The organism is Ruegeria sp. CL7, assembly GCF_056536445.1.
In genome coordinates, this window is sequence record NZ_JBQFPQ010000001.1 from 1,435,200 (window position 1) to 1,459,460 (window position 24,261).

22 protein-coding genes are annotated in these 24,261 nt (G+C 59.0%); 9 read left to right on the plus strand and 13 right to left on the minus strand.

Annotated elements, in window-relative coordinates; translation table 11 throughout:
* Nucleotides 1–40: 40 nt before the first annotated feature.
* On the plus strand, nt 41–532 hold the full coding sequence (locus ACR0LI_RS07220) for a DUF2244 domain-containing protein (RefSeq protein ID WP_171633245.1): 492 nt from the start codon (nt 41–43) through the stop codon (nt 530–532).
* 5 nt (nt 533–537) lie between these two features.
* Here the strand turns inward: ACR0LI_RS07220 and ACR0LI_RS07225 are convergent, their stop codons facing one another.
* The gene (locus ACR0LI_RS07225) at nt 538–1,023 is read right to left on the minus strand and encodes a GatB/YqeY domain-containing protein (protein ID WP_210092196.1); all 486 of its coding nucleotides are present in this window, start codon (nt 1,021–1,023) and stop codon (nt 538–540) included.
* A gap of 183 nt (nt 1,024–1,206) precedes the next feature.
* Here ACR0LI_RS07225 and carA point away from each other — a divergent pair, with 183 nt between their 5' ends.
* Nucleotides 1,207–2,373, plus strand: a complete 1,167-nt coding sequence (carA, locus tag ACR0LI_RS07230) for a glutamine-hydrolyzing carbamoyl-phosphate synthase small subunit (protein ID WP_480718246.1) — start codon at nt 1,207–1,209, stop codon at nt 2,371–2,373.
* Between the two features lie 81 nt (nt 2,374–2,454).
* The gene (locus ACR0LI_RS07235) at nt 2,455–4,332 is read left to right on the plus strand and encodes a glycosyltransferase (RefSeq protein WP_480718247.1); all 1,878 of its coding nucleotides are present in this window, start codon (nt 2,455–2,457) and stop codon (nt 4,330–4,332) included.
* Nucleotides 4,333–4,335: 3 nt separating this feature from the next.
* Here ACR0LI_RS07235 and ACR0LI_RS07240 read toward each other — a convergent pair whose 3' ends face one another.
* Entirely contained in the window at nt 4,336–4,983 is a 648-nt protein-coding gene (locus tag ACR0LI_RS07240) for a GntR family transcriptional regulator (protein ID WP_171633258.1), read from the minus strand.
* A gap of 100 nt (nt 4,984–5,083) precedes the next feature.
* Here ACR0LI_RS07240 and ACR0LI_RS07245 point away from each other — a divergent pair, with 100 nt between their 5' ends.
* The 3 genes from ACR0LI_RS07245 (at nt 5,084) to ACR0LI_RS07255 (ending at nt 7,333) form a co-directional block, all read left to right on the plus strand.
* Entirely contained in the window at nt 5,084–5,728 is a 645-nt protein-coding gene (locus tag ACR0LI_RS07245; protein ID WP_480718248.1) for a pyrimidine 5'-nucleotidase, read from the plus strand.
* A gap of 85 nt (nt 5,729–5,813) precedes the next feature.
* Entirely contained in the window at nt 5,814–6,062 is a 249-nt protein-coding gene (locus ACR0LI_RS07250; RefSeq protein ID WP_171228521.1) for a hypothetical protein, read from the plus strand.
* A 74-nt stretch (nt 6,063–6,136) separates the two neighbouring features.
* Entirely contained in the window at nt 6,137–7,333 is a 1,197-nt protein-coding gene (locus ACR0LI_RS07255) for a UbiH/UbiF family hydroxylase (RefSeq protein WP_480718249.1), read from the plus strand.
* A 12-nt stretch (nt 7,334–7,345) separates the two neighbouring features.
* On the opposite strand, the gene ACR0LI_RS07260 is transcribed toward ACR0LI_RS07255, so the two are convergent.
* On the minus strand, nt 7,346–8,473 hold the full coding sequence (locus ACR0LI_RS07260; RefSeq protein ID WP_171633264.1) for an aminotransferase class V-fold PLP-dependent enzyme: 1,128 nt from the start codon (nt 8,471–8,473) through the stop codon (nt 7,346–7,348).
* 229 nt (nt 8,474–8,702) lie between these two features.
* Here ACR0LI_RS07260 and ACR0LI_RS07265 point away from each other — a divergent pair, with 229 nt between their 5' ends.
* Nucleotides 8,703–9,404 carry a GntR family transcriptional regulator gene (locus ACR0LI_RS07265; protein ID WP_480718250.1) on the plus strand — a complete coding sequence of 234 codons (702 nt, stop codon included), beginning with the start codon at nt 8,703–8,705 and terminating at the stop codon, nt 9,402–9,404.
* 6 nt (nt 9,405–9,410) lie between these two features.
* Here the strand turns inward: ACR0LI_RS07265 and ACR0LI_RS07270 are convergent, their stop codons facing one another.
* Complete coding sequence (locus tag ACR0LI_RS07270) at nt 9,411–9,869, minus strand: Lrp/AsnC family transcriptional regulator (protein ID WP_152457626.1); 459 nt, start codon at nt 9,867–9,869, stop codon at nt 9,411–9,413.
* Nucleotides 9,866–10,321 carry an Lrp/AsnC family transcriptional regulator gene (locus ACR0LI_RS07275; RefSeq protein WP_209833413.1) on the minus strand — a complete coding sequence of 152 codons (456 nt, stop codon included), beginning with the start codon at nt 10,319–10,321 and terminating at the stop codon, nt 9,866–9,868. The genes ACR0LI_RS07270 and ACR0LI_RS07275 overlap by 4 nt, the downstream gene beginning before the upstream one ends.
* A 131-nt stretch (nt 10,322–10,452) precedes the next feature.
* Here ACR0LI_RS07275 and ilvC point away from each other — a divergent pair, with 131 nt between their 5' ends.
* Together ilvC and ACR0LI_RS07285 are read left to right on the plus strand one after the other, a co-directional pair.
* Nucleotides 10,453–11,475 (plus strand): ketol-acid reductoisomerase, encoded by a 1,023-nt coding sequence (gene ilvC, locus ACR0LI_RS07280; RefSeq protein ID WP_171633271.1) that lies wholly within the window; start codon nt 10,453–10,455, stop codon nt 11,473–11,475.
* A gap of 132 nt (nt 11,476–11,607) precedes the next feature.
* On the plus strand, nt 11,608–12,510 hold the full coding sequence (locus ACR0LI_RS07285) for a DMT family transporter (RefSeq protein WP_480718251.1): 903 nt from the start codon (nt 11,608–11,610) through the stop codon (nt 12,508–12,510).
* On the opposite strand, the gene glmM is transcribed toward ACR0LI_RS07285, so the two are convergent.
* From glmM to gltS, 8 genes are all read right to left on the minus strand, one after another.
* Nucleotides 12,507–13,850, minus strand: a complete 1,344-nt coding sequence (gene glmM, locus ACR0LI_RS07290) for a phosphoglucosamine mutase (protein WP_171228515.1) — start codon at nt 13,848–13,850, stop codon at nt 12,507–12,509. The genes ACR0LI_RS07285 and glmM overlap by 4 nt on opposite strands.
* A 33-nt stretch (nt 13,851–13,883) precedes the next feature.
* Entirely contained in the window at nt 13,884–14,882 is a 999-nt protein-coding gene (gene folP, locus ACR0LI_RS07295) for a dihydropteroate synthase (RefSeq protein WP_480718252.1), read from the minus strand.
* Nucleotides 14,879–15,799: a dihydroneopterin aldolase gene (locus ACR0LI_RS07300; RefSeq protein ID WP_170346604.1), complete on the minus strand. Its 921-nt coding sequence runs from the start codon at nt 15,797–15,799 to the stop codon at nt 14,879–14,881. The genes folP and ACR0LI_RS07300 overlap by 4 nt, the downstream gene beginning before the upstream one ends.
* A gap of 101 nt (nt 15,800–15,900) precedes the next feature.
* Nucleotides 15,901–17,274: a multicopper oxidase family protein gene (locus ACR0LI_RS07305; protein WP_480718253.1), complete on the minus strand. Its 1,374-nt coding sequence runs from the start codon at nt 17,272–17,274 to the stop codon at nt 15,901–15,903.
* Between the two features lie 73 nt (nt 17,275–17,347).
* The gene (locus tag ACR0LI_RS07310; protein ID WP_171723483.1) at nt 17,348–17,989 is read right to left on the minus strand and encodes a cell wall hydrolase; all 642 of its coding nucleotides are present in this window, start codon (nt 17,987–17,989) and stop codon (nt 17,348–17,350) included.
* 187 nt (nt 17,990–18,176) lie between these two features.
* Nucleotides 18,177–20,717 (minus strand): putative PEP-binding protein, encoded by a 2,541-nt coding sequence (locus ACR0LI_RS07315; protein ID WP_171633281.1) that lies wholly within the window; start codon nt 20,715–20,717, stop codon nt 18,177–18,179.
* Between the two features lie 89 nt (nt 20,718–20,806).
* Nucleotides 20,807–23,041 carry a glycine--tRNA ligase subunit beta gene (gene glyS / locus ACR0LI_RS07320; RefSeq protein WP_480718254.1) on the minus strand — a complete coding sequence of 745 codons (2,235 nt, stop codon included), beginning with the start codon at nt 23,039–23,041 and terminating at the stop codon, nt 20,807–20,809.
* Between the two features lie 9 nt (nt 23,042–23,050).
* Entirely contained in the window at nt 23,051–24,259 is a 1,209-nt protein-coding gene (gene gltS, locus ACR0LI_RS07325; protein WP_171633284.1) for a sodium/glutamate symporter, read from the minus strand.
* Nucleotides 24,260–24,261 lie beyond the last annotated feature (2 nt).

Consider the following 24,261-nt stretch of genomic DNA (forward strand, 5'->3'; position numbering starts at 1 on the left):
AATCCGTCGACATGAGGCGTCACTGCGATATGTTTCCGGTATGCCGTACAAGTGGAATCAGACATCCGAAACCGAACAGGAACTGCGCCTCTGGCCGCATAACTCTCTGCCGCGACGTGGGGCGATGATTGCCATCCTGTCTGTATTTCTGTTCGGCTTGATCCCATTGTTGGCCGTGCTTGGGTCGGTCGTGTTGTGGGGCCTGCTACCGTTTCTGCTGTTGACGGTGCTTGGGCTTTGGCTGGGGATTCAGGCGAACTATCGCGCGCGCAGTGCGTTTGAGGTTTTCACCTTGTCCGGTTCACAAGCCCGCCTGGTGCATCACACCCCGGGCAAGGACCAACAGGAATGGTCGTGCAATCGCTATTGGGCACGACCTGAGATGTACGAAAAAGGTGGTCCGGTGCCACACTACGTCACGCTCGTCGGAGACGGGCGTGAGGTCGAAATCGGGGCGTTTTTGTCGGAAGACGAGCGTATCACGCTCTACGACGACCTGGCCAGAAAACTGCGCGATCCTGTCGCGCAGTAGGTGTCTCAGCAGTCGCCGTTTGATGCGGCGCAGAGTTGGTCCTTGACCATGGGTCCGACCTTGCCGAAGTCCATCTGTCCGGTATAGCGGGTCTTCAGCTCGCCCATGACCTTGCCCATGTCCCGAATGGAACCGGCACCGGTTGAAGTAATCGCGGCATGAATCGCCTTTGACACTTCATCATCATCCAGCTGCTTGGGCAGAAACTCTTCGATGACGGCGACTTCCTGCATCTCGCGCTCGGCCAGGTCCAGGCGTCCGCCCTCTTCATAGGCGCGCGCACTTTCCTTACGTTGCTTGGTCATTTTACCAAGTATTTCAAGCACCTCTGCATCACCGCAGCCCTTGACCTCTTCATTGTCCGAGGCGCGCGCGGCGATGTCGCGGTCCTTGATGGCCGCGTTGATCAACCGCAGTGTCGACAGACGCTCAGCTGCTTTGTCTTTCATTGCTTGCTTCAGGGCGGCATTCACCCGTGATCGCATGTCCATTTGGCTTGTCCATCCCCATGACAACGGAACCCCGAACATATCTAAACAAAAAGCGTGTTACAACCGGGGGCGACCAAGCTTAACCCTTTGAAAAATAACAATAGCCCAAAAATTGAACAGACTTGACCCAAGCGCTTAACCCCCTTAGGTATGCGCCGGTTTACCTTGCAGGAGAGTCGCGCCATGGCCCAGAACGCCCCGTCCAAGCCCACCGCATGTCTGGCTTTGGCCGACGGAACGCTGTTTTACGGCATCGGTTTCGGAGCAACCGGACAGACCGTGGCTGAGCTCTGCTTCAACACAGCGATGTCCGGATATCAGGAAATCATGACCGATCCATCCTATGCCGGGCAGATCGTCACCTTTACCTTCCCCCATATCGGCAATGTCGGCGTGAACCCGGAAGATGACGAAACCGGTGATCCGGTCGCCGCTGGAATGGTCGTCAAATGGGATCCGACCGAGCCGTCAAACTGGCGCTCGGCCGAAGAACTCAAGGGCTGGCTTGCCCGCCGTGGACGCATCGCCATCGGCGGCGTTGATACCCGCCGTCTGACCCGCGCCATCCGCCAGCAGGGCGCGCCGCATGTGGCGCTGGCTCATGATCCCGAGGGCAATTTCGACATCGAAGCACTGGTTGCTGCGGCCCGCGGCTTTGCCGGGCTGGAAGGTATGGACTTGGCCAAGGAAGTCACCTGTGCCCAAAGCTACCGCTGGGATGAAATGCGCTGGGCCTGGCCGGAAGGATACAAGCGGCAAGAGGCCCCCGCCCACAAAGTCGTGGCTGTCGATTATGGAGCAAAGCGCAACATTCTGCGCTGTCTCGCCTCGGCTGGATGTGATGTAACCGTTTTGCCAGCGACGGCGACGGCTGCCGAAGTGCTGGCCCATCAGCCGGATGGCGTTTTCCTGTCGAACGGCCCCGGCGACCCGGCCGCAACGGGTGCCTATGCTGTGCCGATGATCAAGGAAATTCTGGATACAACCGATCTGCCCGTCTTTGGTATCTGCCTTGGCCACCAGATGCTGGCGCTGGCGTTGGGCGGTCAGACAGTCAAGATGAACCACGGCCACCACGGCGCGAACCACCCGGTCAAGGATCTGGAAACCGGCAAGGTCGAAATCACGTCGATGAATCACGGTTTCGCCGTGGACGCACAGTCTTTACCGGAGGGCGTGGTCGAGACCCACAGATCACTGTTTGACGGCTCGAACTGCGGGATCCGCATGACTGACAGACCTGTATACTCGGTACAATACCACCCCGAAGCGTCGCCCGGACCCCAGGACAGTTTTTACCTGTTCGAACGTTTCACCGATGCGATGGAAAAGAAAAAAGAGCAGGCATAAACCCTTAAGTTACCAGAGTTAACGGCACATTAACCTTGTTTGATCAACCCTGAGCGCAGGTAACTGTGCCAGGGTTTCTTTATGGTTGAACTTAACCTTCAGAATTTTACAACCGCCACCCCGATTCCTGCGCCCGGTTTTCGCAAACCGCTGGGCGCTTGCCTGCTGGAAACCGAGGTTATCACGCGCTCGCAACTGGACCATGCGTTGAGCTTGCAGACCAGGCAGAAAGCGCCGCTTGGCGAGATTCTGGTTGGCGAGGGGTATGCCACCAGGCAGGACGTTCTGAAGGCCCTGTCGACGCAGTTCGGGTGGCAGATCGCGGACCTCGAACAAATTCCACCGATGCCCGGATTGTGTAACCTGAAGCCGGTAGATTTCTGGCTTGAGAACAATGTCATTCCTTGGATGCGCATCGGCCCTCTGGTTTTGGTCGCCACTGCCCGGCCCGATCGTTTTGCAACCGTGGCAGCCGAGATGCAGGATTGCGACTGTGCCATCCTGCCGGTTCTTGCGGATTCTCATCAGATCGACAGGGTCATTGCACAGCACTTCGCGCGGACGCTCGCAAAAGCGGCCGAAACCCGTGTGAACGCGGCACAAAGCTGCCGCAACTGGACCGCCGGGTCCCGGCTCGTATCATCAGCAACAACGCTGGGTGTGCTGTGTCTTTTCGCCCTGTTCCCTTCGTTTGGATTGATGGTTTTGTTGGGCGCGGCCGTAGGTAGTTTGGTTCTTTTTGCAGCCTTTCGGATAATGGGCGCCCTGGCCTGTCTCAGCGACCGCATGAAAAAGCCGACCCAGCCAACAGAGGCGGCGATCGCGCTGCGTCACCCCTGCGTGTCCATCATGGTGCCGTTGTACAAGGAGCGAGAAATCGCGAGTGCTCTGGTGCAACGGCTTCAAAGGCTGACCTATCCCAAAGCGCTGCTGGACGTCATTCTCGTGCTCGAGGCGACCGATGACGTGACGCGCGACGCCCTTGCGCGAGTGGCTCTGCCCAGTTGGATGCGTGTTGTTGAAGTCCCGGAACTGAACGGGTTGACCACCAAACCGCGCGCCATGAATTACGCGCTGGATTTTTGCCGTGGTGACATTGTTGGCGTTTGGGATGCCGAAGACGCACCACAGCCAGATCAGATTGAACGAGTGGTTGCGCATTTCACCCAAGCTTCGCCCGAGGTGGTTTGCCTGCAAGGTGTTTTGGACTACTACAACCCTCGCACGAACTGGCGGTCACGCTGTTTCACCATCGAATACAACGGCTGGTTTCGCGTGATCCTACCGGGCATCGCACGTATGGGGCTGGTCGTCCCGCTTGGGGGAACGACGTTCTTTTTCCGCCGCGAAAAGCTGTTGGAACTGGGCGGTTGGGACGCCCACAATGTCACCGAAGATGCCGATTTGGGCGTGCGGCTTTGCCGGGCGGGTTACCGGACCGAGATGGTGGACACCGCCACCTTCGAAGAGGCGAATTTCCGTGCCTGGCCGTGGGTGAAGCAACGCTCACGCTGGCTCAAGGGGTTCATGGTCACCTATCTTGTGCACATGCGGGACCCGCGGAAACTGTATGCAGATTTGGGTGCGGCCCAGTTTATCGGCCTACAGGCATTCTTTCTGGGCACTCTGGGTCAGTTCCTGCTGGCCCCTGTTCTATGGATTTTCTGGTTGTACGCCCTGGGCATGCCCAATCCGATGGAGCAGATCCTGCCGCAGCAGATCACAATGGCGCTGATCTGGCTGTTTCTGGCAACCGAGGCCCTGAACACATGCGTCGGGATCATCGCTGTATCCGCGCGTGAACGTCGGTTTTTGCTGCCGTGGGTCCCGACGATGTGTCTGTATTTCCCGCTGGGGGTGGTCGCCGGTTACAAAGCCCTGTGGGAACTGGCGACAAATCCGTTTTTTTGGGACAAAACCCAACACGGGCAGGCCAGCGAAGACGTTCCACTGGCCTGACGTTCACTTGTCGCGTCGACTGGCATCCTGTTTCAGACGTGTCATGAAGGCGATTGAAATATGCTCCTTTAACGCCTGCCCTGCGGCTTCTTCGTCTCGGGCCGCGATGGCCTCGACGATTCCCTTATGCTCACTTTGCGCAATCTCGCCACGCCCCTGAACAGCCAGCGAAGTAGTCGCCATCAAAGCCATGGTCCGGTGAACCAGATCAAGCTGCTGAACCAGATAGCGATTGTGTGATGCCAGATGAATCTGTTCGTGAAACCGCCGGTTGGCGCGCGACAAAGCCGTTGGGTCATCGATCAACTTGTCGTCTTCGACAACCATGTCCTGAAGAACCTTGATTTCTTCCTCAGTGGCGTGCTTTGCGGCAAGGCGCGCAGCCAGCCCTTCAAGTTCCCGGCGCACGATGTAAAGCTCGGCCATCTGGTTGTGATCCAGGGATGCGACGATCAACGACCGCCCGTCCCGTTCCAGCAAAGACTGGGTTTCCAACCGTTGCAACGCTTCGCGGATCGGGGTGCGTGACACTCCGAAACGCTCTGCCAGTTCGCTTTCCACCAACCGATCACCGGGTTTGTAGACACCCACATCGATGGCTTCCAGGATAAGGCTGTAGGCGTCCTTGGTCGGGGATCGGGTCTGGCTCATGGGATCGTTTGTCTCCTCGTTCGGACATGTCTAGCCGTGACAGGGGGCGGCGATCAAGTACAGCATTGAAAACCGACCGACTGCGCCCTAAACCCAAGCCATGGTCAAACCTTCGTTTAGTCATGTCACACAATGGGTGTTCGATCTGGACAACACCCTATACCCACCGCATATGCGGCTGTTCGATCAGATAGAAGTTCTGATGACGGATTATGTGGTGCAAGCCATCGGTGTTGACCGGGCCGAGGCCGACCGGCTGCGCGCTCATTACTGGCGGGAATACGGGACCACGCTGGCCGGGTTGATGGCCGAACATGATCTGGACCCCGCCCCCTACCTGCACGCGGTACATCAGGTTGACATGAGCCACATGGACCCGGATGCGGAACTGGCCGATCACATCCGCGCTCTTCCCGGCCGGCGGATCGTCTACACCAACGGCAGCGCGCCCTACGCGGAACGGGTCCTCGAGGCACGCGGCCTGACAGGCCTGTTCGACGCGATATACGGTGTTGAACATGCAGGGTACCGACCAAAGCCCGAAAAAGCTGCGTTCGAAGCGATTTTTGAACAGGACGGCCTTCAGACAGAAACGGCGGCCATGTTCGAAGATGAACCACGCAATCTCGCGGCCCCGCACCAGATGGGAATGCGCACGGTTCATGTTTCTCCGGACCCGCATGAAGCCGATCACATCCACCATCACACGGACGATCTGACCGCGTTTCTGTCGCGCCTGCGATAGGCTGTCACACTGCGACGATCTGCACGTTCTGCACGCGCTTCCACACCCCTATATGCGCGGCAGCGACGAACAGATGGAGACCCCGATGAGCGCGATTGACATGCCGCTGCGCCTACCGATTTGGCAGCGCCTTTTCTTTGCAATTCCCGTCTTTGGATGGCTGGCGCGCGACGCGGTCAACGCCAAGGCAGAAGACTTGTATTACACCGCCGCTGCGATTTTCAGCATGTGGGGCTGCTCCATCATGTTGTTCGGCCTTCCCGGTCTCTACATCCCTGCCCTTATGATGGTGCCGCTGATGTTTCTGATCCTCATCCTGATTTCACGGGGCTGAAATACGGGACAGGATGTCACTTGGCACTTGGGGCAGATCCGAACTAGGTTCTGCCCAGAATGATGAGAGGCGCCATGTCCGACAGCTGTGACATCCTGATTTCCGGTGGCGGGATCGCCGGTCTGACCGCTGCGGCGGTATTCGGAACAGCAGGTTTTGAAGTGATCTGCGTTGATCCGAGCCCTCCGATCACCGAGCGGGACGTGGACGGGTCGGACCTGCGTACAACGGCTTTCTTGCAGCCTGCGCGCGGCCTGCTGGAACAATGCGGTCTGTGGGCAAGACTGGATGCACAGGCAGCCCCGTTGCAAGTCATGCGGATCGTTGACGCCGGGGGCGACTTGCCCGAGCCACGCGTCGTTCGCGACTTCAACGCGGCCGACATCTCCGAACAACCTTTCGGCTGGAACCTGCCCAACTGGCTGTTGCGCCGTGAAATGGTGGCACGACTGGCCGAGTTGCCGAATGTCGATTTCCGCCCCGGCACCGCGACCACCAGCCTGTTCACCCGAACCGCCGAGGCCCGCGTGGGCCTGAGCGATGGCCGCCGCGTTCGGTGCAGACTTGTGATTGCTGCCGATGGTCGCAATTCGCCAATGCGCGAAGCGGCCGGCATCGAGGTACACACAACTCGATATGGACAAAAAGCGTTGGCATTTGCGGTGACGCACCCCATTCCACACGAGAATGTCTCGACTGAGATTCACAGATCCGGGGGGCCGTTCACGCTGGTGCCTCTGCCGGACTGGAACGGGCAGCCCTCGTCCGCTATCGTCTGGATGGAGCGCGGCCCGAAGGCCGTTGAACTTCTGAACCTGGAACCCGAGGCATTCGAGGCCGCCATGACCTCTCGGTCCTGCGGTTTGTTCGGCCCGCTGAAATTGGCATCCCGCAGAACGATCTGGCCGATCATCAGCCAATCGGCGGAACGGTTGGCGGGTGAACGCATTGCGCTGATGGCCGAGGCGGCGCATGTGGTGCCTCCCATCGGGGCACAAGGATTGAACATGTCTCTGGGCGACCTGCGTTGCCTGCTGGATTTGGCACAGGCCCGGCCCGAAGGTCTGGGAGACGAACAGATGCTGGGCGCCTATCACAAGGCCCGTCACACCGAGATCGAGATGCGCGTCAAAGGCATTGATCTGCTGAACCGCGCCTCGATGATCGAGACGCGGCCGCTGCGGGATGCACGGGCGATGGGGCTGAGCGCGCTCTATTCCCTGCCCCGCGTGCGCAAGACTTTGATGCAGATGGGCCTTGGCGTTCGCTAAGGCCCGGTCCGCTTAAAGAACCTGATCCAGCACCCGTTTCAAACGCGCGATGGTGCCGTCCACGTCGTACAGCTTGTCGAGCCCGAACAGACCCAACCGAAACGTGCTGAACCCTTCGGGCTCATCACATTGCAACGGAACACCTGCGGCAATCTGCATACCAAGTGCCGCAAATTTCTTGCCGTTCTGGATTTCGGGATCCGAGGTATAGCTGACCACAACTCCGGGCGCGCCGAAACCGTCGGCCGCAACCGAAACAACACCCTTGTCCTTCAGCATCGACCGCACACCGTCACCCAGCGCCCATTGCGCCGCACGCAACTTTTCGAACCCGTATTCACGAGTCTCTGCCATGGTGTCGCGGAAGGCCAGCAACGCATCGGTCGGCATCGTGGCGTGGTAGGCGTGGCCGCCGTTTTCATAGGCTTGCATGATCTGCCGCCATTTCTTCAGATCAAGGGCGAAACTGTCGGAACTGGTCTGCTCCAGACGTGCCTCTCCGCGTTCAGACAACATGACCAGACCGGCACATGGCGAGGCGCTCCACCCTTTCTGCGGCGCCGAGATCAGAACATCGACACCGGTGGCTTTCATGTCCACCCAGGCGCAACCCGACGCAATGCAATCCAACACCATCAGCGCACCCACCTCATGCGCCGCGCTTGCCAGCGCGGTCACATAATCATCCGGCAGAATGACCCCCGCCGACGTTTCGACATGCGGAGCAAAAACAACACCGGGCTTTTGTTCGCGAATCGCGGCGACGACCTCTTCGAGTGGAGCAGGCGCGAAAGGCGATGGGCTGGAATTGCCAGTCTCGCGCGCCTTCATGACCGTGGTCGAGTTTGTCAGAGAACCGCTTTCAATGATCTGGCTCCACCGGTACGAAAACCAACCATTGCGAACCACAAGCACATCTGCGCCGCGCGCAAACTGTCGGGCGACCGCTTCCATGGCATAGGTTCCACCACCGGGAATAACGGCAACGCCATCCGCGTTGTACACGCCCTTCAACATATCCGAAATGTCGCGCATCACCTGCTGAAACTTTTGCGACATATGGTTCAGCGAGCGGTCGGTAAATACGACCGAGAATTCTTCGAGCCCGTCCGGGTCAACGGTTTCCAGCAAGCCTGGCATGGCGCATCCTCTCCAAAGCGTTTTCGAAGTCTTGTCCGCTTTGTCAGTGCGGGTAAAGCCCTTTCGCTGCAAAACTTGACCCAACGTAAAGCATAACAAACACTTAATTTTTCTCACTTAGTTTCCTGAAAACAGAAAAATGACGCCAACCAGTGTCACTTCCCCTTTACACTTCTACTTGCTTCTGAACAGATGCGCACACTTTATACTTGAAGGGATAGATTCACCCGTGACGATACAAAAGCGGATCAGCTTCCAGTTCGTTCGAGACGAAGTAAAACGACGCATTGAAAGCCGTGTCTGGCCACAAGGATCGCTTTTGCCGACGGAGACCCAGCTGGCAGAGGAGTTCAATTGCGCCCGGGCCACTGTGAACAGAGCCTTGAGAGAACTGGCCGAACAGGGCTTTGTCGAGCGCAAACGCAAGAGCGGGACACGTGTCAAGAAAGAGCCCAGCAAACACGCCAAACTCGAATTGTCACTGGCGCGGCAAGTGGTCGAAAACCAGAATGCAAACTATCGCTATGCGCTTGTTGAAAGGAATGTGGTCACCAGCCCAGGATGGCTTTCCTCGCAGATCAACGTGGCACCGGATGCGCGTGTTCTACATGTAATTTGTATGCACTATGCAGATAATCGGCCCTTCCAGATGGAAGAACGATGGATCAACATCGAGGCCGTACCTGACGTGGAGGACGCGGACCTGTTCGAACAGGGGCCACATGAATGGCTGTTGACGGCCGCACCTTTCACCGATGCCGAGGTCGCTTTCTGTGCCATTTCCGCAGATGCGCGACTGGCAGAATTCATGGGCACCACGGCGGGAACATCCATGCTTCAAATGGAGCGCACCACCTGGAAAGAAGACAGGCCGCTTACCTTTGCGCGCATGACGCATCATCCGGGCTATTGCATCCGCACGAAATACTGACTCTGTTCAGCCGATGGGACCGGGCAGACGTTCTTCGCTCAGCAGAACGTTGGCCTCGACGTCGCCTGCACCCGGCAGAGTCATGATCCGACGCCGCAAAACACGTTCGAAATCGGCCAAGTCCCGGGCTACGACACGCAGTCGATAATCATACAGCCCCAGCACGTGTTCGACTGTCTGCACCTCGGGCACGGCACTGACAGCGCGCTCAAAATCTTCAAGACTGACTTGGCCCTTGCGCCCCAGCTTGATGCCCAGAAAGACTGTGACACCGAACCCCAGCGCCTCGGCATTCAGACGCAGCCGACGGCCCTTGATTATTCCTGCCTCTTCCAGCCGACGAATGCGGCGCCACGTGGCGGGTTGGGACAACCCGAACCGGCGCCCCAATGCTCCGGCACTTTGCGTGGCATCCTGTTGCAGCGCGCGAAGAAGACGGCGATCAATCTCATCCAGTTCGATCATACCGGCAGCACCTCGTCCCGCTTGACCCGCGCGATGTGCATAAGGGCCTCGATATCGGCAATATGAGGCAGGGTCAGAATCCGGTCGCGATAAAGCTGCTGATAATGCTTCATATCTCTTGCAATGACGGAAAGACGAACATCGACACGACCCAGAAAGGTCTGGATTTCGATTACCTCTGCCACGTCACGCGCCGCCTGCGTGAAATCGTCGAAAGCTCGGGCCTGCGTCTTGTCGAGCGTGATCCGAAGCGAAACTTCGACAGCATATCCCATCGCGGCCCAGTCTATCACGGCCTCCTGCCCTTCGATGATCCCTGCGGTCTGCATCTTTTCGATTCGCCGCCAGCAGACGCCCGCGCTGATCCGGCAAAGATCGGCCAGTTCCGCTGTTGTCAGGCTCGGGTCTGCTTGAAAGTGGCGCAGAATGCGCCGATCAATATCATCAAGCATGAATTTTTCACTTTCTCTAACTATTGCGAATTATTCTTCATCTTTTTTGCAAATACTCAAGCCCAACCCTATCGCCATTGCGCGAACAGGCAGATACAACCGCCGCAATCAAACCAGAAAGGACCGGCGAAATGCGCGTCTATTACGATCGCGATTGCGATATCAACCTGATCAAAGACAAGAAAGTGGCTATCCTGGGCTATGGCTCGCAAGGTCACGCCCACGCGCTGAACCTGCGCGATTCAGGCGCAAAGAACCTGGTCATCGCCCTGCGCGAAGGCTCGCCCTCGGCCAAGAAAGCCGAAGCGGAAGGTCTGCAAGTGATGGGCATCGCCGAAGCTGCTGCCTGGTGTGACGTGATCATGTTCACCATGCCCGACGAGCTTCAGGCCGAGACCTACAAAAAATATGTCCACGACAACATCAAGCCGGGCGCGGCCATCGCCTTTGCCCACGGCCTGAACGTCCATTTCGGCCTGATCGAGCCGAAAGAAGGCGTCGACGTCATCATGATGGCCCCCAAGGGCCCCGGCCACACCGTGCGCGGCGAATACACCAAAGGCGGCGGCGTGCCCTGCCTGGTCGCTGTCCACAACGATGCAACCGGCAAGGCACTGGAAATCGGCCTGTCCTACTGCTCGGCCATCGGTGGCGGGCGCTCGGGCATCATCGAAACCAACTTCCGTGAAGAATGTGAAACCGACCTGTTCGGCGAACAGGCCGTTCTGTGCGGTGGTCTGGTCGAACTGATCCGCTGCGGCTTTGAAACTCTGGTCGAAGCCGGTTACGCCCCTGAAATGGCGTATTTCGAGTGCCTGCACGAAGTGAAGCTGATCGTTGACCTGATCTATGAAGGCGGCATCGCCAACATGGATTATTCGATCTCGAACACCGCCGAATACGGCCAGTACGTCACCGGGCCGCGTATCCTGAAATACGACGAAACCAAAGCGCGCATGAAAGCGGTTCTGGACGACATCCAGCAGGGTAAATTCGTTCGTGACTTCATGCTGGAAAACGCCGTTGGCCAGCCGACCATCAAAGCGGCGCGCCGTGCCAATGACGAGCATATGATCGAAGAAACCGGCGCCAAGCTGCGCGGCATGATGCCGTGGATTTCGGCCGGGAAGATGGTTGACAAAGAAAAGAACTAAGTAGGGCGGAAGCCTTTCACAGGGCGGCCCGCGTGGCCGCCTTTTTCGTTTGAACAAAGGTCCGGCAAGGCACATAAACAGCCGGTCAGGTTAAATTTTTTGGCGCACCCGCGCGTTCCGACAGGACAATCAATGGTTCAACAGCCGACAAGACAGGACTGGAGCGGCGTCTTCACGCTGGGCCTGATCTGGGGCGCGACCTTCATGGTCGTTGCCATGGCGCTTGAAGGGTATGGCCCAATCACCGTTGCCACCTCACGAACCACGCTGGGCGCTGTTACCCTGTTGCTGATGATGAGGGCGACCGGTCGCAAGCTGCCGGTTCTGACGCCGGCGCTGAGTGTTTCGATTGTCCTTATTGGCGTGCTGTCCACTGCCGTGCCATTCATGTTGCTGAGCTGGGGGCAGCAATTTGTGCCATCTGCCTTTGCGGGGCTGTCCATGGCTGCTATCCCGCTGATGGTGCTGCCGCTTGCGCATTTCTTCTCGGATGAACCACTGAACCTGCGCCGATTTATGGGGGTGTGCCTTGGCTTTTCCGGGGCCCTGGTTTTGATCGGACCCGGCCTTGCACAATTGGGCCAGGGGGCAGAACCCGTCGCACAACTGGCCTGCATCACGGCAGCGTTGTGTTATGCAAGTTCATCCGTGCTGACGCGACGCTGTCCGCCGGTTGACCCTTTGGTACTGGCTGCTCTGACGCTGGTTGTCGGGGCCGTGCTTCTTCTGCCCATAGTGCTGGTCACCGAGGGGCTGCCGACCTGGCAAGGCCCACGCCCGACAATCGCCCTGATCGTTCTGGGATTGCTGCCAACCGCGTTTGCCACCCTTTTGCGCGTTTCGATCACCCGCAGCGCCGGGTCGGTTTTCCTGACATTGGTGAATTACCAGGTGCCGATCTGGTCGATGGTGTTCGGCGCATGGATCCTGTCCGAGGCCCTGCCCCTGCGCTTTTACATCGCTTTGGCGCTGATCCTGACCGGCATGGCCATCAGCCAGTGGTTCAGCCTGCGAAAGGTATTGTTCGGGCACTAGCTTGTGGCGGCTTCGACCTCTGCCACGATGCTGTCGACAACTTGGGTCAGCAACCCATCGTCTTCGCATTCAGCCATCACGCGGATCAGAGGCTCGGTCCCGGATTTGCGGATCAACAAACGGCCCTGCCCGTTCAGCCGCGCCTCGGCATCGGCGATGGCCGCCTGAACACTTTGAACCTCCAACGGTGTTTGATCGCTGGAATAGCGCACATTCTTCAGCAACTGCGGAACGGTTTCGAACTGCTTGGACAGATCAGATGCCTTGCGCCCCGACAAAACCATTTCCGCCAGGAAATGCAGCCCAGCCATCAACCCATCACCGGTTGTGGCATAATCGCTCATCACGATATGGCCGGACTGTTCCCCACCAAGGTTGAACCCACCTTCACGCATCCGTTCGACCACGTAGCGATCACCGACGGCCGTTCGCTCCAGACGCAAACCCTGCGCTGTCAGATGGCGTTCCAAGCCCAGGTTGGACATGACGGTCGCGACCAGGGCGTCGCCTTTCAACTGGCCCGATTTCTTCCATGCCGTCGCCAGCAAAGCCATAAGCTGATCGCCGTCAGCCACCTGGCCGGTTTCGTCGACCACAACCACCCTGTCCGCGTCGCCGTCCAGACAAATGCCCACGTCGGCGCCATGCGCGACAACGGTTTCTGCGGCCAGTTGCGGCTTGGTCGATCCGCAGTTGAGATTGATATTCTTACCGTTGGGCGCGATTCCCACGGGGATCACTTCTGCGCCCAGCTCCCACAGAACTTCTGGCGCGGTGCGGTGGGCTGCGCCGTTCGCACAATCGATCACCACCTTCAAACCATCCAGACTGACGTTCCGCGGCAACGACGACTTCACACGTTCGCCATAGCGAAACCGTGCGTCATCAACCCGGCGCGCCCGGCCGATATTCTGCGCCTGGGCGGGTCTGACGCCTTCGTCGATCAGCCTTTCGATCTCGACCTCGGCCTGATCGGACAGTTTATAGCCGTCCGGCCCAAAGAACTTGATTCCGTTGTCTTCGGCAGGGTTGTGGCTGGCCGAGATCATGACGCCCAGATCAGCCCTCATGGACCGCGTCATAAGGCCAACGGCGGGCGTCGGAACGGGCCCCAGCAGCAGCACGTTCATTCCAGTGGATGTCAAACCGGCCGTCAGCGCGTTTTCCAGCATATAGCCGGACAAACGCGTATCCTTGCCGATGACAACCCGGTGCACCCCTGTCGCGTCGCGTCGGAAATACCGCCCTACAGCGGCCCCGATGCGCAACGCCATCTCTGCCGTCATCGGATGCGTGTTGGCGGTGCCCCGCACCCCGTCGGTTCCGAACAGCTTGCGCATAGGTGTTACTCCGTGATTTGCCGTGCGACCGGATTACCGGACAGCAGCCCATAGGCGCAAGGCCTGAGAGGTCTCGGCCACGTCATGAACGCGGATGATCTGCACGCCCTGAGACAATCCGGCCAGAGCCACCGCGATTGATCCCGGCGCGCGGGCAGTCTTGCAAGGCTCTTTTCCGATGGCGCCAATAAAGCCCTTGCGCGACACGCCCAACAGGATCGGGCAGCCCAAGCCGTGGAACAGGCTGAGATTTCGCAGAAGGATCAGGTTGTGATCCTCGGTCTTCCCAAACCCGATCCCGGGATCCACAACGACCTGATCGCGGCTCAGGCCAAGACGTTCCAGTAACGCAATCTGGCCTTCGAGAAAATCGTAAACATCCAGCAATACATTGTCGTATTGCGGATTGATCTGCATCGTCGCCGGATCACCCTGCATGTGCATGACACAGACAGGCACTCTCTGCGCGGCACAGAACGGTGCCAATGCCGGATCGAAGGTGAAGCCCGAGACATCGTTGACCAACCCTGCCCCGGCCGCGCAGGCAGCCTTGGCGACATCGACCTTTCGTGTATCGATGGAAATCAAAGCGCCTGTTTCCGACCGGATCGCTTCGATCAACGGGCGGGTTCGCGCGATCTCTTCCCCGGCCGGGACAAAATCCGCCCTCGGACGGGTGGACTCTCCGCCGATATCCAGAATCGTGGCACCATGCGCCACCATATTCACCGCAGCCACGCGAGCAGCATCTACCGAGCTGTGAACACCGCCATCCGAGAAACTGTCCGGCGTGGCATTCAGAATCCCCATGATATGAGGCACCTGCATATCAAGGCCCGCCACGTCAGCCCGCGGTTGGATCAAACGGCTCAGGTAATCTGACGGAACGTCCGAGGCCGCGACGATTTCGGGTTCTGACCCGCGCCGCAGGGCCTCGGCATGAGTGAACCAAAGGGGTTGGCCCGCCAGCGGCACAGCGCCTGCCGGACGGGTCGCTCCATGCTGAACCAGTGGTCTGAAATAGGTTCTCACAGCTGGGCCTGATCCACCGCGACAGCGCGCAAGGGCGTTTTGGGTTCCGTCGGCAATGCGCCGCCGATCACCATCATTTCGCTCGCTTCAAAGGTCGCCGCGAACCATGCAGCCAGCGCCACGGCATCCGACGGGGCGGCAGACGGGCCGTCAACGGCGTCCAATACGATCTTGGATGGGGCCCAGACACAGATCTGGCCGTTCTTCATCGCCCAATCCAATTCGGTCCGCGTTGAGACCACCACACAGCGATGGTCCCGTGCCGCCAGAACCCAGGCATTCTGTTCAATTGCCAACAGGTCAATTCGGCGTTGCGTCATCGCATGACCCGTTTGCGGAGCGGCCAGTTCGGACGCCCCGACACACAGGATCAGCGGGCGCTGGCGGTTCTCCAACTGATCGATCCAACCCTTCAGGTTTTCCGAGGCGATGGCGTCATTCGACAGGAAGACAAGGCGGGGATGCGGGCGTTCTTCTTCGGCCACCTCATGATGGACCGAGTCTTTTCCACGCACGATCTCAACCCCCAACGCACCCGGGCCTCGATCCAGTTTTTCGATGCGAACAAAGACCCTTACAGCCTGAGGTTCCAGCAGGATGCGTTCCGCAACGCGTTCGGCCAATGTCTCAAGCAGGTTCAGGCGCTCGGCCGCCAGCTCATAGGCGATGGATTCCGTTACGCGGTCATATGACAGGATGCGATCCACATCATCATCAATCGGGTCTGTCAGAGGCCGGACTTCGACCACGATGTTGAAACAGATCCGCTGGGTTGTTCCCCGCTCGGCCTGGAAGGCACCGATTTCGACTTCGACGATATGGTCGCGCAAAGAGATACGATCCAACGGCCCCCGAGGAGACGTCGCTTCGGACCGTTCGGACGGGTGTGCGAATGCCAAGCGGATTTCAGAACTCATGGGTCAGGCCTTTTCGGGCTCGTTGCATAGTTTGCCTACTATAGGCGTCGCGAGGGCCTATAGCATTCAAACAAGCGCCATTCCAACCGCCGAATGCGGCGTCACGAGACCCGAAACCAGCTCATCATCCCGGAAGCAGCATGCCCAAGCATATGACAATGCAGCAACCAGTTCCCGGGATTGTCCGCGATCAATGCGATTTGGCGAGTCTGTCCCCGCCCGACCAGAACGGTATCACGCCAAGGGCCCAGAGAGCCATCGTCCATGATCAGCCGGAAGTGATGCCCGTGCAGATGCATTGCGTGCGGAAATGCGGTTTCATTTACGAACTCGATCCTGTGCAAACTGCCGACGGCCGTATCCAGAAACGGATCTTCGGGGCGCTCGGCGTAACCGTTCAGCGCCCAGAATTTGCCCAACTGCGCCAGTTCGCGGCCTGACAGTTCCGTTCCACCCAGCCGGCCGCTTTCCAGCCACCGCATTGCGCCACCTTGCAGAACCATCTGGTGCGCTCTGGCACGTTGAAAATTCCCGATCTCAGGCAGAGGGTTAGGCGGCAATGCTGACACGCCCTGCCTGTGCGCCCCGGCAGCGTTTCCACCAACCTCGAACCGCGCCAGCCCAAAGGAACCATCTCTTTCGACGCTGACCAGGCTTGCCGTTTCGCCCTCGGTGACGACATCCACAATCAGATCCGCGCGCTGCGCAGGTGCCAGCGGGAAAGAGCCCGACAGCCGCAGCGGTGTGTCCAAGGGCATTCCATCCAAGGCGACGATCCACCCTGAAAGACCATCAAGATCCAGGTCAAATATCCGGGCATTTGAGGCGTTGACCAATCGCAGTCGCAGTCGCTCGTTTCTGCGTACCGCAAACGCGGGATCGAATGATCCGTTGACGGTCAGGATGTTCCCAATCCGACCTGCATGGCTCAGATCATGGCCATTGTCGAAATCATCCGTGATCTGGGCGGTTTCCGGATCAAGCCGCCAGTCGTCCAGCATCAGCACCAAATCCTGATCCACATCGGGGGCCACGGTTTCTTCGACGATCAGCGGCCCATAAAGCCCGCGCGCAACCTGTTCAATCGACTGGTTATGCGCATGGTACCAATAGGTCCCTGCATCGGGAACGACGAAGGAGTAATCAAAGCTTGCGCCCGCTTCCACCGCGTCCTGCGTCAGGCCGGGCACGCCGTCCATGGCGTTTTCGATGCGAATGCCGTGCCAATGGACCGACGTGGCTTGCGGGAGCTGGTTTATCAGGGTGCGCTGGATGCGGTCGCCCTGCCTGACGCGCAGTTCAACGCCGGGAACAGACCCGTCATATGTCCAGACTACCGTTTCAGGATAACTTGCTGGCGCGATCGGGTATTTGGCTACACGCGCATTAAGCGGTGCAAAACCCGCGCTGGCCACACGCGGCATCAGAAATGCTGCGGCGGCGGATTGCAAAAGATGTCTGCGGTTCAAAATCATTGCGGGCCTCCTGGCCCGCAATATAGGATGCAACCTGCCCCACGCCAGCAAGCTTCCAGCGCGGGTGCGTCAATCAGTTGCTCGCTGTCCGATAGTTGTGGCGGTAGAAAATGTGCACGCCGATTTTCGCCGTCTGTTTATAGACCCGCGACCAGGACGGGCGAACCGATGTCGTGTGATAGTGCGTCGCCCCTTCGGTCAACTCATCCGCCACACCATCAATAGCTGCCCGCGCGACTTTTGCCACACGCTCATACGCCGTTTTCTCGTGGATGACCTCTTTGCGGCCATCACAGGTGTATGTAAATTGGCACTGGTATTTCTTGCCGGTCCCCTGATGGATCACCCCGCACAGGGAATCCGGGAAACGGCTGCTTTTGACCCGGTTCAGGATCACCTCGGCAACCGCGAACTGGCCGCGCACGCTTTCGCCGCGCGCCTCGAAATACAGGGCTTCGGACAGGCATTTCCAGTTTTCACCACCGGAGGCCTTTGGTTGCTGGTCAAGCCAGTCTTTGGAGAAGGACACTTCGACAGGTTCAGCCGCCTTGCGGGGCTGGAACAGCTTGAAATAGTCCCGGAAGCTTTGCGCCGGCAGCTCACTGCGGGCGACAAGTTCTTTCTTTGCAGTATCAATTGCTTCCCTCTCGGCGAAGGACGCACTCGGCAGCACGGTTGCCGCCATTGTAGCAACAGCCATTATGTAACGTAGCATCAGATAACCTCGCACAGGCACATCACGCGCCATACCCTCCCCCGGCGGGCGCGACGAGGCATCTAACGCAATCCTGCGCAAAGGTCCAGTATCCTGAAAAAAGCAAGTGGAAAACTGCCCGTGGCGAAAATAATTTTCGCCTACGAGTGACCTAATAACCCACTAATCCTTGGGGTTCAGCGCGGTGTCAACCCCCAAGTCTGGAGGAAATCGCCAGTTGAGCGGCAGCCAGCCGAGCGACCGGAACCCGGAACGGCGAACACGAAACATAGTCAAACCCCAAATCCCTGCAAATGGCGATTGATTCGGGGTTCCCGCCGTGTTCGCCACAGACCGAAAGGGTCACATTCGGTTTCGCGGCACGCCCTCGTTCCGCCCCGAGTTTCAGCAATTCCCCGACCCCATCCGGATCAAGAACGTGGAACGGATCTTCGCCAAAGACTCCCTGCCGAACATAGGCGGACATGAAACGACCGGCATCGTCGCGGGACAGGCCGTAGGTCATCTGTGTCAGGTCGTTTGTACCAAAACTCATGAAGGCGGTCTGCGGCGCGATTTCTTCCGCGCGCAGACAGGCGCGTGGTGTTTCGACCATGACGCCCAGCCGATATTCGAACTTCTGTCCCCGTTCAGATTCAACGGCGGCGGCGACCGAATCGATGCGGGATTTGACCAGTTCAACCTCGCGCTTGGCAGATACCAGCGGGATCATCACTTCGGGCACCACCGGGGCACCGTTTTTTCTGGCCTCCAGCGTGGCTTCGAAAATCGCGCGCGCCTGCATGTCGTAGATCTCGGGCACGGTGACACCCAGACGAACGCCGCGCAGGCCCAGCATTGGGTTGTATTCGGTCATCGCCTCAACCCGGCGTTCAACGTCGGACACAGGAAGGTCCAGCGCCTCTGCCAGTTCCCGTTGCCCGGTGCGCGTTGTCGGCAGAAATTCATGCAAGGGTGGATCGAACAGGCGGATGCAGACAGGCTGGCCTTCCATGATCCTGAACAGCTGAACAAAATCCTCGCGCTGCATCGGAAGCAGGCGTTCCAGCACCGCCGCCCTGCCCGCCGAGGTTTGCGCAAAGATCATTTCACGCATCACGATCAGACGGCCGGGATCAAAGAACATATGTTCTGTCCGGCACAGACCGATCCCCTGAGCCTGAAAGTTCCGGGCTGTCTGCGCGTCAGCCGGTGTGTCGGCGTTGGCGCGGATGTCGATGTCACGCTCGGCATCGGCCCAGCCCATCAGCGTCTGGAAACAGTCATCCAATGCGGCCTCGAGCATGGCGGGTTGACCAGCCAGCACCTGACCCGAGCTGCCATCAATGGTGACAATATCGCCGGTTTTGAACACCCGCCCATCCGGTGCGGTCAGCATCTTGTCTTTCGTCTGAAACCGCATTTCCGAGGCCCCGACGATACAGGGCAGGCCCAATCCGCGCCCGATCACGGCCGCGTGGCTGGTCATGCCGCCCTTTTCCGTCAGAACTGCAACGGCGGCATGCATCCCGCGCACATCCTCGGGCGAGGTTTCCCGGCGCACCAGAACACACGCCTCGCCACGGGCGGCACTGGCCTGCGCTTCGGCCGAGGTGAACACGATCTTGCCGGTCGAGGCACCGGGGCTGGCACCAATGGCGGTGGTCAGCACATCGCGGCGCGCATCGGGGTGGACCTGACGGTGCAGTAGTTCGTTCAGCGCGTGCGGGTCGACACGCATCACCGCCTCTTGCGGCGGTATGATACCGTCTTCGGCAAGACGTACGGCAATGCGCATGGCCGCGCGGGCCGATCGCTGCACCCGGACGCCATCCAGAATATGCACTTTGCCGTTTTGAATGACGAACTCGACCTGCATTTCTTCACGCAGTTTTTCGCGCATCAGGACGGCATGCGTTTTGACGTCGGCAAAGGCTTTGGGCGCAACCTCTTCCAGCGAGGGGCCGCGCGGGTCTTTTTCAAGAAACAGGGCTGCCACATCTTTGCCTAGCGCGTCGCGCCCCTGGCTCTGGCTTAGGTAGCGACCGGTGATCTGTGGCATTCCTGTTGTGGAATCAACCAGTTGAAGCACGCCTGATCCGCATTCACCCTGCCCGACGCCCGGGATCATCTCTTGAATGACAAGCCCAAGACCCGCATCTGCCGGGGCACCCTTGGCCTGCCGCAGCAGCCGGGCGGACGTCCCGTCCCATGCACGTGCCATCGAGCGCAGAACGCCGATCAGCTGTTCACCCCGGTCCTGCGGGAAGGCTTCATCCGTTTCATCTTCGTAGGCGCGCAGGGAATGGCGCAAGCCTTCGCTGCCATCCATGTCGATGTCATCAAACACATCCGCGTCCAGCCGCGCCACGTGGATCGCATAGCTTTGAACGAACCTGAGATACAGCGCAGCAGCGGCCTCTGCCCCCATGGTATCGGACAGATCCACATAGCGGGCATCATTCATGCCAATGTTCAGAACCGCACCGGGCCCGCCCCAATCGGGATCTTCAGAACTTGGTCGGACGCATAGCAAGGTCGTGGGGTCGAATTGCTCAAGGATCGCGTCAAGGTTCGGAACGTCGCCTTCCGCAATCTGATGGACCGCATCAAACGACAAGGCGACGGTCCGGGGCACCGGCAGGTCCAGTCGGACCAGCCGTTGCAGACACTTGGCCCGCCCGCCATGGGTATGGGCCGTGACCGGCGCATCGGATGTAATGAGCGTGGTATGCGGATTATTCTGCACTGCAGCACCTTTTGATTTGCCTGCAGCATAAGCGCTTGCGCCCTTCGTGCAAGGGCGTTGTGGGCACGCATCGCTGCGTGCCCGAGGTTTTAACCTTCGATCCGCGACAGATCGGCCACGCTGGAACAAACCTGCCTGATCTGACTGAGCAGGTTCAGCCGGTTGCGGCGGATCACGTCATTGTCGGTGTTGACCTGCACGTCCTCAAAGAACGCATCCACCGGCCCGCGCAGCCCCGCCATGGCCGCCATTGCAGTTGGAAAGTCTTCGGATTTCAGGGCCACGTCGATTTGCGTCTGCGCCCCATCCAAAGCCATGAAAAGCGCCTTCTCGCTGTCGGTCTCGGCGAATTTCACATCCGCACCGTAAGAGTATTCCACGCCGTCCTTTTCCTCGGCCTGGGTCAGGATGTTGTTGGCCCGCTTGAACCCCTGCACAAGGTTTTCCCCATCCTCGGTCGCGATCACGGCATTCAACGCGCGGGCACGTTTGACCAGCAGGTTGAGGTCGTCATTCCTCTCCATCGCGATGCACGCATCGATGATGTCGTGGCGGATGCCCTCGTCACGCAGAAAGACTTTGAGGCGGTCGTGGAAGAAGGACAAAAGGTCATCGGACGTATCGGGTACCTTCCGTTCAAGACGCAGAAAGTCCGTCATTTGTTGCGTCCCGGCCTTGTCGCCCGCAAGCTTCTCCTTCACCGTACGGAACGCCGCTCCGAAAACACCGTGGTCGGCAATCTCATCCAACAGCTCTGCGACATGCCCGTCGTGCAAGGCTTCGTTGGAAGCCGCTTCGGCCCGAACGAGTTGCGCGTCGAAGAAACGATCCAGCTTCAGCCGCAGATCATTGTTCAGGATCAACCGGATCACCCCCAATGCCGCGCGACGCAGCGCGAACGGGTCCTTCGACCCGGTGGGCTTTTCGTCGATCGCCCAGAACCCTGCCAGAGTATCAAGTTTGTCCGCAAGCGCCACGGCGACCGACAGGGGTGCCGCAGGCACATCATCCGACGGCCCCAGCGGCGAGTAATGTTCCTGCGCAACAGCAGCCACCGCGGCATCCTCGCCGGCGGCTTCGATGTAATACCGCCCCATGAGCCCCTGAAGTTCGGGGAATTCATAGACCATCTCTGAACTCAGATCGGCCTTGGCCAGACGCGCGGCTTTCTCGGCCTGATCCGGGTCGGCGCCCGTCACCAGAGCCAGTTCGCGGGCCAGCGCGGCGATGCGCTCGATACGTTGGGCCTGAGTGCCCAGTTTGTTGTGGAAGGTCACGTTCTCCAGCGCGCGGGTCCATTGGGCGATGTCCGATTTGGCCACGCGCAGGTCGTTCTCCCAGAAGAATTTCGCATCTGCCAGACGCGCCGACAGCACCTTTTGATTGCCCGCCAGAATGGTCGCGCCATTGTCGGCGGTTTCGCGGTTGGCGACGGTGATGAAACGCTCGATCCGACCGGTCTTGTGGTTTTTTACGGAAAAGAACTTCTGATGCTCTTTCATCGAGGTCTGCAACACCTCGGGCGGCAACTCGAGGAATTCCTCGTCGATTTTCCCCATCAACACCACAGGCCATTCCACCAGCCCGGCAACCTCGGCCAACAGCCCCTTGTCTTCGACGATTTCCAGACCGGCGGCAAAAGCCATATTCTGCGCATCATTCCAGATGTGTTCGGCACGTTCATCCTGTGACAGCAAAACGAATGCGCGTTTCAGCTTGGCGGCATAGTCCTCGAAAGACGTAACCGAGAACCGGTTGGGGGCCATGAAACGATGACCGGCTGTGGTGTCACCGGAACGGATGCCATCGACCTGCATCGGAACAACCTGCGCCCCTGATTCATCCGACAGGATGCACAGAATCGAATGCAACGGGCGCACCCACCGCAGACTGCCGCTGCCCCAACGCATGGATTTGGGCCATGGGAAGTTGCGAATGGTGGCTTCCAGCACTTCGGCAATGATCTCGGCGGCCGGACGGCCCGGTTTCTCGATGGTGGCGAAGTAAACGGCGCCCTTGGGGGTCTCGCGCTCTTCCAGTTGGTCGCGGGTCAGGCCAGCACCCCGCAGAAATCCTTCAATCGCCTTGTCCGGCGCGCCGACCTTGGGCCCTTTGCGCTCTTCCCGGATTGTCGGGCTTTGCGCCAGCAGACCTTCCACCGCCAATGTCAGACGGCGGGGTGTCGTCAGTGCGGCCGCGTTTGAATAGGTCAAACCGGCCTCGACCAGACCATCGGTAATCCGCTTTTTCAGATCCTCACCGGCACGGGTTTGCATCCGCGCAGGAATTTCTTCGGAAAACAGTTCGATCAGCAGGTCGGGCATAGTCGGTCCTTAGAAGTTCACAATCGTCTGAATGACGATGGCATTGGCGATATCCACAAAGAAGGCGGATACAAGGGGCAACACGATAAAGGCAATAGGCGACGGCCCATATCGCTTGGTTACAGCCGTCATATTTGCAATCGCCGTGGGTGTGGCGCCCAGGGCAAAGCCTCCGAAGCCCGCTGCCAGCACCGCTCCGCGATAATTCGAGCCCATCAGGGGAAACAGTACCCAAATCACGAAGGCAACCGTAAACACCGTTTGCGCCGTCATGATCACGGCAATTGCCACACCCAGTTCCGCGATGGTCCACAACTGCAAGCTCATCAGTGACATTGCCAGAAAGGCCCCAAGCGCAAATTCAGACAGCAATGCCAGCGACGGTGTCCGTGCAACCGGCGGCGCGGACGGAGCGATGGCCGCTCGGACATTCGAGATCACGATGCCCATAATCAGACAGGGCACAAACAACGGCAGTTTCAGCCCAGCGGCCGAAATCGCCTCGCCCAGCGCATAGCCCAGAATTATCGCAAGGTTCAGATGCAGCAGCACGCGCATGATGGTCACATGGTCAATTTCGGTGGCTGCGGTCGTTTCTTCCGGCAGTCCAACGGTATGTTCTTCGTCAGGTCGGTCCGGCGACAGGCCTCGTGTTTCCACCAGAAGACGGGCGATGGGGCCACCGACCAGCGCTGCAAGCACCAGTCCGAGCGTCGCCACGGCAACGCCAAGTTCAGTTGCACCGTCCAGACCCGTTGCGCTGGCAACTTCGGGTGCCCATGCAATTGCGGTTCCGTGTCCACCAATCAACGCGGCCGAACCGAACAGAACGCCTGCTTGCGCCGGATAGCCAAACAAGGAAGCCCCTGCCGCGCCGATAACGTTCTGCGCAACAATCGTGACAAGCGTCAAAATCAACAGGATCAATAAAGGCTTACCACCGGCAATCAAGTCAGAAAGCCGCGCGTTCAGTCCGATTCCGGCAAAGAACAAAACCAGCAGAGCGTCCCGGGTCTGCAACTCGAATGACAGCTCTACATTGGCACCAAGATACAGAAACAAGACCACGAGCGAGGCCAAAAGGCCGCCCGTGACCGGTTCAGGAATATTGAACTGCCTCAAAACTGCGACTTTGCTGTTGATCCGGGCACCCAACAAATACACCGCAAACCCCAGAGTTGCAGTAATGAAGTCCGGGATCAAAACGGCGTCAGCCATGG